Genomic DNA, 14,129 nt, shown 5'->3' with positions numbered 1-14,129 from the left:
GGATTACATGTTTGAATTATATCTTATATTGGCACGTTTAATTAATATCTATCAAGGTGTCATGGTTGTCTATATTTTATTATCTTGGTTACCAGGAGCTTATGATTCCAAATTAGGTGTAGTGCTAGCTAAAATTTGTGAACCATATTTATCAGTGTTCCGTAGAATCATTCCTTCTTTAGGAGGAATTGATTTTTCACCTATCTTAGCATTTTTCGTATTAGGTCTTGCACAACAAGGATTAAGAGTTATTTTATTAGGAATGTAGTCCAATAAGTAAAAAAAATAAGTTAGTAAAGGGGTAAGCAGGATGATTGAAAATGTCTATCAACATTTTAGAAAAGAAGAGCGCCCCTTTATTGACGCTTTGAGCGAATGGATTACAGAGGTTGAGGATCAGTATACTCCCTATCTAACTGATTTTTTAGATCCAAGACAGATGTATATTGTTGAATCATTAGTAGGAAAACGTGATTTAAAACTTTATTATTTTGGTGGGTATGAAGCAGCAGAGAGAAAACGTGTTTTCATCTGTCCCGATTACTATACACCAACCCAAGAAGAGTTTAAAATTGATATTTGTGAAATACGTTATCCTACGAAGTTTGCCAAATTATCTCATAGTAAAATTCTAGGGACGTTGATGTCTGTTGGAGTGAAGCGTGAATACTTTGGTGATATTGTCTTTGATGGAGAGCGTTGGCAATTTTTTGTGGATGTAGGAATGAAAAATTATGTTGAAAACCAAGTCGACAAAATCGGAAATGTCAGTGTTCGAATTGAAACAAGAGATTATACAGAGATTATCACACCAATTGATGATTGGACATTGGTTCAAGATACGGTTTCATCAATGAGATTAGATGCAATTATTGCAAGTATTTTTAAAATTTCAAGACAGCGTGCAAAACAGTTGATTGAAGCTGGAAAAGTTAAGTTGAATTGGGCAGAACAATTGCGTCCTGATTTTGAATTAGGACTACTAGATATAGTGTCTGTTCGAGGATATGGTCGAATTCAGATTAAAGAAATAGAAGGCAAGACAAAAAAAGATAAATGGCGAATTCAATTTGGTGTGCTCTTCAAATAAAATTAAAGGACTTTCCTTGTAGAATTCGGCTTAGTGCTTTATAATAAAGGAACAAACAACAAAAAATTGATGTGTGGAGGTGTCTTATATGGTATTAACTCCGTTAGATATACATAACAAGGAGTTCCCTGTCAAGATGCGCGGTTATGATCAAGACGAAGTCAATGATTATTTAGATCAAATCATTAAAGACTACGAAATGGTTTTAAAAGATAAACGTGAATTGGAAAAGAAATTGAAGTTCAGTGAAGAGAAAGTTGAGCATTTTAACAATTTACAAGATGCTTTAAACAAATCAATCATTGTAGCTCAAGAAGCAGCGGACCGTGTTAGAGAAAATGCAAACAAAGAGTCACGTATGATTATTATGGAAGCTGAGAAAAATGCTGATCGTTTACTTGATGAAGCAGTAACCAAAGCCCGTAAAATCACATTAGAAACTGATACATTGAAAAAAGAAAGTCGCGTCTTCAAACAAAGATTGCAACTTTTAATTGAATCTCAGTTAGAAATGGTAAAAAATAAAGAGTGGGATGAGTTATTACAAGCTACTTCTTTAGAAACCATTGAAATTCCAACATTAAAAGATGTCTTATCAGGTTTACCAAGTAACACTGAAGACGATTTAGTGATTGAAGATGAGATCAATGAATTATCAAGTATCGACAGTTATGATGATGAAAAAGAAGACGAAGACGATAAATTTCATTTAGAAGGTACATTAGCAGCAATAGAATTACCTGAAGATAAAGACTAAAAAAATAACTTAAAGCAATGATTAGAACAGAAAAACGATTAAATACTATCAAGCGAGCCGGTACCTAGTGAAAGACTGGTTAGTCCCTTTAATTTGTTAGATCCTCTATGAGTGTTGAATTGAAATCAGTAAATTTAACCGTTTAATTGGCGTTAACAATTACTTGAGAAAAAGAAGCAATTCTTTTGAAACTTGGGTGGTACCACGAAGACTTCGTCCCTATACTTATAGGGGCGGAGTCTTTTTGCTATGGCTCTATGCGCTTTGCCATGTTTCTCAGCGCTTCAGCGCATAGAGCCATGCTGTGCATCGGTCTGTAAAGACCGATGGAATCCTTTAATTGTTCTTAAACTTTATAGGCTAGCACAGTATTTTCTGTAAGGCCTAAATAAGTATTAAATTAGAAATAAATGCTTTTGAGATAAGGTCGGGTACAAAGGATCAAAGTCGTCCTGACGGCCGCTTTGTACCATTTCGCTAAAGGGTGAAACCCTTAAGCTCAATGGCAACCTCAATGGCACTGACAAGATTTAAAAACTATAATAAAAATAAGACATTTGATATAAGGGTGGGAACAAATGAATCAAAGTCGCCTTAGCAGTCGCTTTGTACAAATTCGCTAAAGGGTAAACCCTTAACCTCATTAGCAACAAAGGAGTTTTATCCCTATGAAAATGAAAGAAACGTTACAATTGGGTCAAACAGAGTTCCCAATGCGTGGTAATTTACCAGTTAGAGAAGAACAATGGCAAGCAGATTGGAAGACTGTTGATATGTATGGTCAACGTCAAAAATTAAATGAAGGCAAACCAACTTTTGTTTTACATGATGGACCTCCGTTTGCAAATGGAAATATCCATATGGGTCATGCCCTAAATAAAATTAGTAAAGATATTATCGTTCGTTATAAATCAATGTCAGGTTACCGTTCTCCTTATGTACCAGGATGGGATACTCACGGACTACCAATTGAACAGGTTTTAACGAATAAAGGAATTAAACGTAAGGAAATGTCTTTAGCTGATTATCGTCGTTTATGTGAAGAATATGCACTTGAGCAAGTAAATATTCAACGTGAAGACTTTAAACGCTTAGGCGTTGCTGGAGAGTGGGATAATCCTTATATTACTCTTAATCCAGATTATGAAGCAGCACAAATTCGTGTTTTTGGAAAAATGGCAGAAAAAGGGTATATTTATAAAGGCTTAAAACCTATCTATTGGTCTCCATCTAGTGAATCATCATTAGCTGAAGCTGAAATTGAATACAAAGATGTAAAATCTGCTTCTATTTATGTAGCATTTAAAGTTGTTGATGGCAAAGGCTTATTAGATAATGATACGTCATTCGTGATTTGGACAACGACACCTTGGACGATTCCAGCTAACTTAGGTATCACGGTCAATGCAGATTACAGTTATGTTGTTATTGAAGCAGACGGTGCCAAATTCGTAGTAGCTAAAGATTTGTTAGAAAAGGTTTCAAGTGAAATCGGTTGGGAAAATGTGACTGTTTTAAATGAATTAAAAGGGTCTGAATTAGAATATATGACTGCACAACATCCTCTTTATGAACGCACATCATTACTAATGGTTGGCGATCATGTAACCTTGGATGCCGGAACTGGACTTGTTCATACGGCTCCTGGACATGGAGACGATGATTTTATTGTTGGACAAAAATATAAATTAAATGTATTGTCTCCAGTTGATTCAAAAGGGGTCTTTACAGATGAAGCACCAGGATTTGAAGGTGTATTTTATGATAAAGGGAACAAATTAATTACAGAAGCTTTAAATGAAAAAGGCGCATTGTTAAAACTTGATTTCTTTACTCATAGCTATCCACATGACTGGCGTTCTAAAAAACCTGTTATTTTCCGTGCGACTCCACAATGGTTTGCTTCGATTCAAGATTTCCGTGGTGAAATTTTAGAAGCTGTTGAAGGCGTTGAATGGGTTCAAAAATGGGGGAAAACACGTCTTTATAACATGGTTCGTGATCGCGGAGATTGGGTCATTTCAAGACAAAGAGCTTGGGGAGTTCCATTGCCAATTTTTTATGGTGAAAATGGCGAGCCAATCATTACACCAGAAACAATTGAACATGTCGCTAATTTATTTGCTGAATTTGGTTCAACAGTTTGGTTTGAAAGAGAAGCTAAGGATTTATTACCAGAAGGCTTCACTCATGAGTTTAGCCCAAATGGAATCTTTACAAAAGAAATGGATATTATGGATGTCTGGTTTGATTCAGGATCTTCTCATCAAGCTGTATTAGCTGCTAGAGAAAACCTAACTTACCCAGCTGATATGTATTTAGAAGGTTCTGACCAATATCGTGGCTGGTTTAACTCAAGTATTACAACAAGTGTTGCGATTAATGGGATTGCACCATACAAAACAGTTCTGTCACAAGGAATGGTTTTAGATGGTGAAGGACGTAAAATGAGTAAATCATTAGGTAATACTATTTTGCCAAGTAAAGTAATTAAGCAAATGGGTGCAGATATTATTCGCCTTTGGGTATCAAGCGTTGATGCTCAATCAGATGTCCGTGTCAGTGATGAAATTTTGAAACAAGTTTCAGAAGTTTATCGTAAAATTCGTAATACGATGCGTTTCTTATTAGCAAACACATCAGACTTTAAACCAGCAGAACATGGAATTAAATATGATGACTTACGTTCTGTCGATAAATATTTATTGATCCGTTTAAACCAGCTTGTTGGTGCTGTTGAAGAAAATTATGAAAACTATGATTTCTCTTCAAACTATCAATTAATCAATAATTTCTGTACAGTTGACCTGTCTCAATTTTATCTAGATTTTGCTAAGGATGTTGTTTACATTGAAGCTGAGAATGCTTATGAACGTCGTGCTATGCAAACTGTATTCTATGAAGTTTTAAAAAAAATGACGAAATTATTAACACCAATCTTACCGCACACAGCTGAGGAAATCTGGAACTTCTTAGATGAAGAAGAAGATTATGTTCAGTTAGCTGAAATGCCAGCAGCAATTGAGTATCCAAATCAAGGCGAATTATTAGACATGTGGGATGCCTTTATGACTTTCCGCGACCATGTTCAAAAAGCCTTAGAAGAAGCTCGTAATGAGAAGAAAATTGGTAAATCGTTTGAAGCTAAATTAGTACTTTATCCAACTGAACAAACAAAAGTATTATTTACTGCTTTAGACAGCAATTTAGCACAATTATTAATTGTCTCAGACTTAGAAATTGCTGGCGATAAAGCAGCAGCGCCAAGCGAAGCCTTACAATTTGATGATGTGGCAATTGTTGTTGAAAAAGCACATGGTGAAACATGTGAAAGATGTCGTGGCGTCAAAGAAGATGTTGGAAGCCATGCAGATGCTCCAACTTTATGTGATCGTTGTGCAACAATTGTAGAAGAATTTTATCCTGCAGCTTTGGAAGTAGAAGCAGAGTAATGCATTGAGGTTGCCATTGAGCTTAAGGGTTTTACCCTTTAGCGAAATGGTACGAAGCGGCTGCAAAGCCGACTTTGATCCATTATTCATTTCTCACCTTTAGCAAATCAGTATATAAAAGTCACTAATTTCTCATGAGTGGGAATCAATCTAATAATAAACAGTATGAAATCAACATTTATAAAAATGGATTTCATACTGTTTTTTGTTGTTTTAAAAAAGTTTACTCATTCTATTGCGAAGTGCTACAAAAATAGTTTGATTTTTGGTTGTAAGTTACGTTACTGATTTTGTAACTTATAGTTAATCGACTGTTTTTTTATTAAAAGTATCCTATACTGTAAATATGGAGGTGTTAAAATGCGAATTAGAATTGAAGAGGATGTAAGCAATGATGAGGAACTAGAGGTTACCATTCATTGCCAATCTATAAACGAAGAAGTAGAAGCACTTATTCAGTTATTAGAAACGCAAGAAGAATCAATTCCAGTTTTTAAAGAAAAAAAAATAAAGCAATTATCTTTAAAGGATATCTTCTATTTTGAAACAGTTGATAATAAAACGTTTGTTTATTCTGCAACTGAGGTTTACCAAACAAATTTAAAATTATATGAACTTGAAGTGCGTTTAACCAATAGCTATTTTATTCGAACATCAAAATCTCTGATTTTAAATATACTTAAAATTGAGCATGTAACGCCAGCATTTAATAGCCGCTTTGAAGCAAAATTAGAAAATAATGAGACGATTATTATTTCAAGAAAATTTGCTCCGTTGCTCAAAAAAAAATTAGAAATCTAAGGATAGGAGGAAAAAAAGTGGAAAATGCTAGAGATAAATTTTTAGGTTTTATTCAAAGATATTGTATTATTTTTACAGGAAGTACCTTGTCTATGTTGGCATATTTAAGTATTTACAAAGAACCATTTGTTTCTATAGACGTGCTGCTTGTTCTTATGTTCATTTCAGCAATTATTAGTTTTTTTCAACAACTGTTATTTAGTAGTGAAGAAAACTATAGTAAAAAAGCTGTACTTATTCGTTCTTTTCTACATTTTTTAATCATAATGACGAGTGTATTGCTAAGTGCTATCCTCTTCAATTGGGTTGAAACTACACAACAATTTTGGGTTCTGACTTTGCTTATCATTGGCACATATAGCATACTATGGCTTGTGTTTTACTTTAAAGATCATTTAACTTCTCAGAAAATTAATCAGAATTTAAATCTATATAAAGAAAGGATGAAGAAACATGACGAATCTAATTAACATTCAAGGATTAACTAAAAAATATCAGCAAAAAGAAGTTGTTAGTTCTCTTGATTTGAAGGTTGAAAAAGGCAGTTTATTTGCTTTCTTAGGGCCTAATGGTGCTGGAAAGTCAACGACAATCAATATGATTTCAACGGCAATTAAGCCTACATCTGGTTCTATTTTTGTAGATGGTTTAGAGGTAGGCAAAGAAAACAGCAAAATTCGACAAAAAATCGGGATTGTTTTTCAAGATAATGTGCTAGATGGTTTATTAACAGTTGAAGAGAATTTGTTATTCTGGGGTAAAATTTATAGCTTATCCAAAAATGAGTTAAACAAACAACTTGATTTTTTAGAGAATTTACTTCACTTAACAGATATATTAAAGCAACGTTTTGGAACTTTATCTGGCGGACAAAAGCGTCGTGCAGAAATTGCTAGAGCAATTATTCATCGTCCGTTACTCTTAATTTTAGACGAGCCCACAACAGGGCTTGATCCTAAAACACGAGTTCAAGTTTGGCAAACAATTACTTATTTAAGAGAAAAATTAGGTATGACAGTTTTTTTAACAACACATTACATGGAAGAAGCGGCGGAAGCAGATAAAATTGCGGTTATTAATCATGGAGAATTAATTGCTTTAGGAACTCCCAACCAGCTACGAAATAAGTATTCTAGGGATTCATTAAACTTGTATAAGACTTCTTTAGAAGATTTGAAAATAGAATGTGAAAAACGAAAGCTAGGATACACTGAAGGAATTGATTTCATTCGAATCCAGGTTAGAGATACAGATGAAGCCTTGCATTTATTAAATGAACTAAATGATCTGTATCAATCTTTTGAAGTCCGTAAAGGCAATTTAGATGATGTCTTTTTAGCATTAATCAAAGGAGGGACAAATAATGATTAGACGTGGGATGAAAATTTATTTTCGAGATCCAATTGGCGTACTAACATCCATGTTAACTGTGATTATAATTATTGTTCTGTATGCTGTTTTTTTGGGAAATAACTTAACTAAAGCCATTGAAGCAGACACAGCAGGAATCGAAAAAATCGATTTATTTGTAAAAGCATGGGTGTTAGCTGGAATCATAACGGTTATGCCAGTTACACTCTCTATGGGAATCTTTAGTATCAAAATTGATGATGATTTAACTGGGACAACAAAAGGTTTGATGGTCGCACCTATTTCACGGTTTAAAATTGTTTTAAGCTATTTAATGACCGCTTTAATTATCACGATTAGTTTCACTATTCTAGCTTTTATTATTGGTTATTTTTACTTGGCTCAATTAGGTTTGAAAATAGTTAGTTGGGAAGTGGTAGTGCCAATTTTAGGTGTGATTGTAGTGAATGCTTTTTGTTCAATTGCGATGATGTTTTTTGTCATCAGTTTTATAAAATCAAGAACGAGTTATAGTTCAATTTCTGCAATTGTTGGAACCTTAGTTGGTTTTTTAGCTGGAATTTATTTGCCAATCGGACAATTACCTGGAATTGTTCAAACAGTTATGAAATTTTTCCCGATGACGTATAGTGCCGGGCTATTAAGAAATAATATACTAGATAGTAGCTTTAAGACTATTTTTGCTGATGCTCCAAGTAGTATGGTTGACTCTTTAAAAGAAAATTTAGGTGTGAACTTATTTATTGGGAATCAGTTGGTAACAAGCCGTTTAGCTTTTTTCATTTTAATTAGTACGGGATGCCTATTTTTGTTATTGACTGTATTAAGAAAGAAGAAAAGTTCCTGATGCTTTGCCATTGCCATTTCGCTTAAGGGTGTACCCTTTAGCGAAATGGTACAAAGCGGCCGTCAGGACGACTTTGATCCTTACAATCACTTAGGTCTTCCAGACATACTGTGCTAGCCTAAAAATTTTAATACCAATTATGCCATTGAGGTTAAGGGTTTTACCCTTTAGCGAAATGGTACAAAGCGGCCGTCAGGACGACTTTGATCCTTACAATCACTTAAGTCTTCCAGACATACTGTGCTAGCTTAAAAATTTTAATACCAATTATAGGATTCCATCGGTCTTTCCAGACCGATGGATACCATGCCTCTAAGGTGCTACGCACCAAGAGGCATGGCAAATAGAAAAATTCCCTGATTTATGCTATGATAGGTAGGAGAAAATAGTAAAGGGGCTACGATATACGATGCAAATACAGCTAACAAAGGTTCATGGTTCAGAAAACGATTTTTTTATTTTAGATGAAACACTTTTAGATCGTACTTTAACTGAAAAAGAGTTGGTCCAATTAACTAAAATCGTAACGAATCGTCAAACTGGATTGTTACATGGCGCAGATGGTGTCCTTTTAGTTAGTAAATCCAGTCATCATCACTCGGATGTTCGAGCTAAGATGCGGGTTATTAATAATGATGGAAGCGAAGCTAGTATGTGTGGCAATGGTCTAAGAACGGTTGCTCGCTATGTAGCTGAAAAGGAACAAATGGATTATTTTAAAATTGAAACCCTACATGCTGATTTACTCGTTCAAAAAGCTAAAGAAATTGGCAAGGATGTAGCTACGTATCAAGTCGAGATTTCACCAGTTTCATTCCATACGTCAACTTTACCATTAAATACTGAGGAAGACACGTTTATTAATCAACCATTCCCTGAGCTAGCAGAGGGCTTATTATTTTCGGCAGTCGCAGTGCCTAATCCACATTTGATTGCTTTTGTTGATCACGAAACGTTAAATGGACCCTTGTTAGAAAAAATAGCGACCTATGTAAATGGCGCTAATCCTTATTTTCCTGACGGAGTTAATGTCAGCTTTGTAGAAGTTTTAGGTGAAAATCAGATTTTTGTTAAAACCTATGAAAGAGGAGTAGGTTTTACAAATGCTTGTGGAACAGCTATGTCGGCTAGTAGTTTAATGTATGTACTCTTAAAATCTGGAGAATTTAATGAAAAAATTTCCGTTTATAATCCCGGCGGTATGGTTCAAACCTTAGTTCACCAGGATCAAGAGGATGATTATTGGATGGAATTAATTGGCAATGCTACATTTGTTCAAAAAATTGAACTGTCGTTAGAGGATTTATTAAACCAACGTTTTGATAATGTTGATATCAAGATGTTAAATGAAAATGATGCCTATCAAGAATTTGTAAAAGAGGCTCAAATGAAACTTGTAAATAAATGATTTTATCATGAAAGACTGCTATAGAGGTATAGGAACCCCTTGCATAACAATTTTAGTTAGGCTATAATATAGGCGTAATAGTTTCATATAACCTAAATTTGGTTATTGAATCTCTTATAAAAAGAATTATTGGAGGTAGACAGCAATATGGAAAAAGGTACAGTAAAATGGTTTAATGGTGAAAAAGGCTTTGGCTTTATTGAAGTTGAAGGCGGAGAAGATGTATTCGTACACTTTAGCGCAATCCAAGGTGACGGATTTAAAACATTAGACGAAGGTCAACCTGTTGAATTCGAAATCGTTGAAGGCAATCGTGGTGCTCAAGCAGCTAACGTTGTAAAACTATAATTAACTAAAATACGATTTTCCAGGAGCAGTCATTTATGGCTGTTCTTTTTTTCTGTGGTTCTTGTTGCTTTATCAACTTAGAAACACAGTATGCATCGACCAAAAGGGGACGATGTAATCCGAAAATTTTGGTTTGCTGAAAAATACAAAATTGTATAGAAAAATAAAGTTAAAATGAGGAAATTTTAATATTACTAGAAAAGTACTACAAACCAAAAATGAGACAGGTTAAATAAGAAAGCGTTCTACTTTATATCCTTGTTAATTTATCTGTTTTTTCACATTCTTTCTAAATTTTAATGTAAGTTGTAAATACTTGTTATGCTTATAAATTATGGTATCATTAGTTTTGTGTAATAAACGAAATAGGTGGGAAACGAATGAAATCAGAAAATAAGTATGGCGCAGATGCCGTTGTAGAAAGTTTAGAAAATCTGGAAGTCGAGTACGTTTTTGGTATTCCAGGTGCTAAAATTGATCGTGTATTTGATCGTTTAGTGGATGGAGGACCGGAATTAATTGTTGCGAGACATGAACAGAATGCCGCTTTTATGGCAGCTGGAATTGGTCGAATTACAGGAAAACCAGGAGTAGTGATTGCAACAAGTGGGCCAGGTGCTAGTAACTTAGCAACAGGTTTAGTCACTGCTACGGCAGAGGGCGATCCTGTTTTAGCAATTGGAGGTCAAGTTAAGCGTGCTGATTTATTAAAATTGACTCATCAAAGTATGGATAATGCGGCTTTATTTGAGCCGATTACAAAATATAGTGCTGAAATACAAGAACCAGAGAATATTTCTGAAGTTTTAGCTAATGCCTATCGCGCTGCAGAAGGAGCAAAACAGGGCGCTAGTTTTGTCAGTATTCCGCAAGATGTGATTGATTCTCCAATTAAAAATAAAGTGATAGCACCTTTACAGATACCTAAGTTGGGTCCAGCAAGCCCAGTTGAGATTACATTATTGTCGCAAAGAATTAAAGCCGCGAAGTTGCCTGTCTTTTTATTAGGCATGCGTGCTTCTAGCCCAGAAATCACAGAAGCTATCCGCAACATTGTTCGTGTATCCGATATTCCGGTAGTAGAAACCTTTCAAGGGGCGGGAATTATTTCTAGAGAATTGGAAAAAAGTTTCTTTGGTCGAGTGGGTTTATTCCGTAATCAACCAGGTGATATGTTATTGAAACGCAGTGATTTAGTGATTACAATTGGTTATGATCCGATTGAATACGAAGCACGTAATTGGAATGCTGAATCAGATGCAGATATTATCGTCATTGATAGTACACCTGCTGAGATTGACCAGTATTTTCAACCAGAAAAAGAATTAGTTGGGGATATTGCCCAAACGTTAGACTTTTTATTGCCTTATTTAAAAGGGTACAAGTTAGACGATGATTCTACTCTTTATTTAAACAGTCTCCAAGAAAAATTAGCTCAAAGAGATATTCCGCCGGTTGATGAAAATGCACTTTATACTCATCCACTTGCTGTTATTTCAACGCTACAAAAATTAGTGACTGACGAGATGACTGTTACAGTTGATATTGGGAGTCATTATATTTGGATGGCACGTCACTTTAGAAGTTATGAACCGCGTCATTTGCTTTTTAGTAATGGGATGCAAACACTTGGTGTCGCATTGCCGTGGGCGATAGCTGCAGCTTTGGTTCGACCAACAACACAAATTATTTCAGTATCTGGAGATGGAGGATTTTTATTTTCTGCTCAAGAGTTGGAAACAGCAGTTAGACGTAAGCTTAATATTGTGCATTTAATTTGGAATGATGGGCGCTATAATATGGTTGAATTTCAAGAAGAAATGAAGTATGGTCGTTCTTCAGGAGTTGATTTTGGTCCAGTTGATTTTGTTAAATACGCAGATGCCTTTGGTGCAAAAGGGTTAAGAGTGACAAAACCAAGTGAATTGGAAAAGGTATTAAAAGAGGCTTTTGCAACAAAAGGACCTGTTATTGTTGATATTCCAATTGACTATAAAGACAATCAAGCGCTGGGTAAAACTATTTTACCAGATCAGTTTTATTAATCTTATGGGTATCGAAATAGGAAAGGAAGACGAAAAAATGTCAGAAAATAAAACGTTATTTCAACAGGGAACTCTAGGAGCTTTGATGGCAGGCTTGTACGATGGAACCTTAACCATTCGTGAGCTTCTAGAGCATGGAAATACCGGAATCGGCACAATGGATGCTTTAGATGGGGAATTAATTATTATTGATGGAGAAGCTTACCAAGCGAAATCTGATGGCTCCTTTAAAAAATTAAGCGGTCTTGAAAAAGTACCTTATGCGGCTGTTACGTATTTTGATGCTGAAAGGGATTATGAAATAAATAAAACAATGACTGCCAGTCAAGTTAAAGAATTGATTGAGTTTGAACTAAGTAGTCTTAATTCGTTTTCGGCTGTTAAAATAAAAGGGCATTTTAAACAGATTCATGTCCGAAATGTACCAAAACAAAATAAGCCTTATCCGCGACTAATTGATGTATCTAAAAATCAACCTGAGTACCAAGAAACAGAAATGGACGGAACCATTATTGGCTTTTATACACCAGCACTTTTTCAAGGAGCTGCAGCAGCAGGTTTTCATTTACATTTTATCAATGACCAAAAAACATTTGGTGGCCATGTTTTAGATTTTGTTATCGAAAGAGGTCAAGTTGAAATTGAAACGATTGAGACGTTAGAGCAACACTTTCAAATTCATGATGCAACTTTTATGGAAACTGAATTTGATGATTCCAATCTTCATAAAGAAATTGAGCTTGCTGAAAGCTGATTTTTCAACTAAATAGAATATTAAAGCTTTTGAATATGGCGTACTCTAAACGAGTACCATGTTCAAAAGCTTTTTTGACTAAAATTCTACAAAAGCAGATTAAATTTTTCTAAAAGCTTTAATTTGCTTGCCAATAGTCAAAATCTTATATAAACTGATAAAGACTAGCGTTACGCTAGATATGAATTTTAGTTCTTTAAATAAAAAAAATAGGCATATTTTTAAGTAGGAGGTACAAGTTAGACGATGAAGAAAAAAATTATTATTGGATTATCAAGCTTAGCTACTATTACCGTTTTAGGTTTAGCTGGGGCTGGTTTATATTTCTATGACGTTGCTGTAGCTATTAATAAGAAAGATTTTTTAGAAAGTAACGACAAAAAAGTTGATAAAAAAGATCCTTGGGCAGCTGAAAAAAAATGGTACACGGAGGCAGACCGTGAAGAAATTAAGTTAACCTCAAATGATGATTTAGTCCTGTCGAGCATCTACATTGCTGCTGAAAAGCCAAGTAATAAGGTTGTGATCTTAGCTCATGGATACAGTGGGAATTTGGAAGAGATGGCACCGTATGCTAAATTGTATCATGATATGGGCTTTAATATTTTAGCTCCAGATGCACGCGGTCACGGCTCAAGCGAAGGCAATTATATTGGTTTTGGTTGGCCAGAGCGTAAAGATTACCAACAATGGATTCAATTGATGATTGATAAAGTTGGGTCTGATACTGAAATTGCTTTGCATGGCGTTAGTATGGGTGCTGCAACTGTTATGATGACAAGTGGAGAAAAGCTACCTAAGAATGTTAAAGTCATTGTTGAGGACTGTGGGTATAGTTCTGTTACCGATGAATTAAATGTTCAATTAAAAGAGCTATATAATTTACCAAGTTTTCCTTTAGTCCCAATTACAAGTGTGGTTACGAAGATCCGTGCTGGTTATAGTTTTGAAGAGGCTAGTGCTGTAGAACAAGTCAAGAAAAATAAAGTGCCAATGCTCTTTATTCATGGGGATCAAGATTCTTTTGTGCCAACTGAAATGGTTTATAAAGTTTACGAAGCAAATGCTTCAGAAAAAGAGTTATATATTGCGCCCAATTCTGAACATGCTAAAGCCTATGAAAAAAATAAAGTCGAATATAGTCAAAAAATTCAAGACTTTGTTGGGAAGTATATATCAAATTAAAAAAACGGCTGGTGTGTAACTCACCAGTCGTTTTTTGTTTATAGGCTAGCTCTTATCGTAGCTGAACGGGC

At 34.8% G+C, this 14,129-nt stretch carries 13 protein-coding genes and 1 other annotated feature; all 13 genes read left to right on the top strand.

Features of this window, described 5'->3' with window-relative positions:
• Positions 1-7: 7 nt before the first annotated feature.
• The 13 genes from BR77_RS05110 (at position 8) to BR77_RS05050 (ending at position 14,058) form a co-directional block, all read left to right on the top strand.
• Positions 8-268, top strand: coding sequence for a YggT family protein (locus BR77_RS05110; protein ID WP_010053427.1), 261 nt, complete (start codon positions 8-10; stop codon positions 266-268).
• A gap of 42 nt (positions 269-310) precedes the next feature.
• Positions 311-1,090 (top strand): YlmH family RNA-binding protein, encoded by a 780-nt coding sequence (locus BR77_RS05105; protein WP_015075994.1) that lies wholly within the window; start codon positions 311-313, stop codon positions 1,088-1,090.
• 136 nt (positions 1,091-1,226) lie between these two features.
• Complete coding sequence (locus tag BR77_RS05100) at positions 1,227-1,847, top strand: DivIVA domain-containing protein (RefSeq protein WP_015075995.1); 621 nt, start codon at positions 1,227-1,229, stop codon at positions 1,845-1,847.
• A gap of 8 nt (positions 1,848-1,855) precedes the next feature.
• Positions 1,856-2,071 (top strand) — a binding site (T-box leader).
• A gap of 444 nt (positions 2,072-2,515) precedes the next feature.
• Positions 2,516-5,299, top strand: coding sequence for an isoleucine--tRNA ligase (gene ileS, locus BR77_RS05095; RefSeq protein ID WP_035064134.1), 2,784 nt, complete (start codon positions 2,516-2,518; stop codon positions 5,297-5,299).
• Positions 5,300-5,659: 360 nt separating this feature from the next.
• Positions 5,660-6,100: a LytTR family DNA-binding domain-containing protein gene (locus tag BR77_RS05090; protein ID WP_016356386.1), complete on the top strand. Its 441-nt coding sequence runs from the start codon at positions 5,660-5,662 to the stop codon at positions 6,098-6,100.
• A gap of 17 nt (positions 6,101-6,117) precedes the next feature.
• On the top strand, positions 6,118-6,570 hold the full coding sequence (locus BR77_RS05085; RefSeq protein ID WP_015076000.1) for a DUF3021 family protein: 453 nt from the start codon (positions 6,118-6,120) through the stop codon (positions 6,568-6,570).
• Complete coding sequence (locus BR77_RS05080; protein ID WP_015076001.1) at positions 6,554-7,471, top strand: ABC transporter ATP-binding protein; 918 nt, start codon at positions 6,554-6,556, stop codon at positions 7,469-7,471. Before BR77_RS05085 ends, BR77_RS05080 begins: the two co-directional genes overlap by 17 nt.
• The gene (locus BR77_RS05075) at positions 7,464-8,318 is read left to right on the top strand and encodes an ABC transporter permease (protein WP_015076002.1); all 855 of its coding nucleotides are present in this window, start codon (positions 7,464-7,466) and stop codon (positions 8,316-8,318) included. Before BR77_RS05080 ends, BR77_RS05075 begins: the two co-directional genes overlap by 8 nt.
• Before the next feature lie 409 nt (positions 8,319-8,727).
• Complete coding sequence (gene dapF, locus BR77_RS05070; RefSeq protein WP_015076003.1) at positions 8,728-9,726, top strand: diaminopimelate epimerase; 999 nt, start codon at positions 8,728-8,730, stop codon at positions 9,724-9,726.
• Between the two features lie 147 nt (positions 9,727-9,873).
• On the top strand, positions 9,874-10,074 hold the full coding sequence (locus BR77_RS05065; protein WP_010050334.1) for a cold-shock protein: 201 nt from the start codon (positions 9,874-9,876) through the stop codon (positions 10,072-10,074).
• A gap of 380 nt (positions 10,075-10,454) precedes the next feature.
• The gene (gene alsS, locus BR77_RS05060) at positions 10,455-12,119 is read left to right on the top strand and encodes an acetolactate synthase AlsS (protein WP_015076004.1); all 1,665 of its coding nucleotides are present in this window, start codon (positions 10,455-10,457) and stop codon (positions 12,117-12,119) included.
• A gap of 37 nt (positions 12,120-12,156) precedes the next feature.
• Positions 12,157-12,873: an acetolactate decarboxylase gene (budA, locus tag BR77_RS05055; protein ID WP_015076005.1), complete on the top strand. Its 717-nt coding sequence runs from the start codon at positions 12,157-12,159 to the stop codon at positions 12,871-12,873.
• 246 nt (positions 12,874-13,119) lie between these two features.
• The gene (locus tag BR77_RS05050) at positions 13,120-14,058 is read left to right on the top strand and encodes an alpha/beta hydrolase (protein WP_015076007.1); all 939 of its coding nucleotides are present in this window, start codon (positions 13,120-13,122) and stop codon (positions 14,056-14,058) included.
• Positions 14,059-14,129: the final 71 nt, after the last annotated feature.

It is taken from the genome of Carnobacterium maltaromaticum DSM 20342 (assembly GCF_000744945.1).
Taxonomy (GTDB): Bacteria; Bacillota; Bacilli; order Lactobacillales; family Carnobacteriaceae; genus Carnobacterium; species Carnobacterium maltaromaticum.
The sequence above is the reverse complement of the archived record's forward strand: the minus strand, read 5'-3'. Positions and strand labels throughout refer to the sequence as shown.

Coding starts and splice junctions, on each gene's coding strand:
- BR77_RS05110 (WP_010053427.1), top strand. CDS start 8: ATGTTTGAATTATATCTTATATTGGCACGTTTAATTAATATCTATCAA.
- BR77_RS05105 (WP_015075994.1), top strand. CDS start 311: ATGATTGAAAATGTCTATCAACATTTTAGAAAAGAAGAGCGCCCCTTT.
- BR77_RS05100 (WP_015075995.1), top strand. CDS start 1,227: ATGCGCGGTTATGATCAAGACGAAGTCAATGATTATTTAGATCAAATC.
- ileS (WP_035064134.1), top strand. CDS start 2,516: ATGAAAATGAAAGAAACGTTACAATTGGGTCAAACAGAGTTCCCAATG.
- BR77_RS05090 (WP_016356386.1), top strand. CDS start 5,660: ATGCGAATTAGAATTGAAGAGGATGTAAGCAATGATGAGGAACTAGAG.
- BR77_RS05080 (WP_015076001.1), top strand. CDS start 6,554: ATGACGAATCTAATTAACATTCAAGGATTAACTAAAAAATATCAGCAA.
- BR77_RS05075 (WP_015076002.1), top strand. CDS start 7,464: ATGATTAGACGTGGGATGAAAATTTATTTTCGAGATCCAATTGGCGTA.
- dapF (WP_015076003.1), top strand. CDS start 8,728: ATGCAAATACAGCTAACAAAGGTTCATGGTTCAGAAAACGATTTTTTT.
- BR77_RS05065 (WP_010050334.1), top strand. CDS start 9,874: ATGGAAAAAGGTACAGTAAAATGGTTTAATGGTGAAAAAGGCTTTGGC.
- alsS (WP_015076004.1), top strand. CDS start 10,455: ATGAAATCAGAAAATAAGTATGGCGCAGATGCCGTTGTAGAAAGTTTA.
- budA (WP_015076005.1), top strand. CDS start 12,157: ATGTCAGAAAATAAAACGTTATTTCAACAGGGAACTCTAGGAGCTTTG.
- BR77_RS05050 (WP_015076007.1), top strand. CDS start 13,120: ATGAAGAAAAAAATTATTATTGGATTATCAAGCTTAGCTACTATTACC.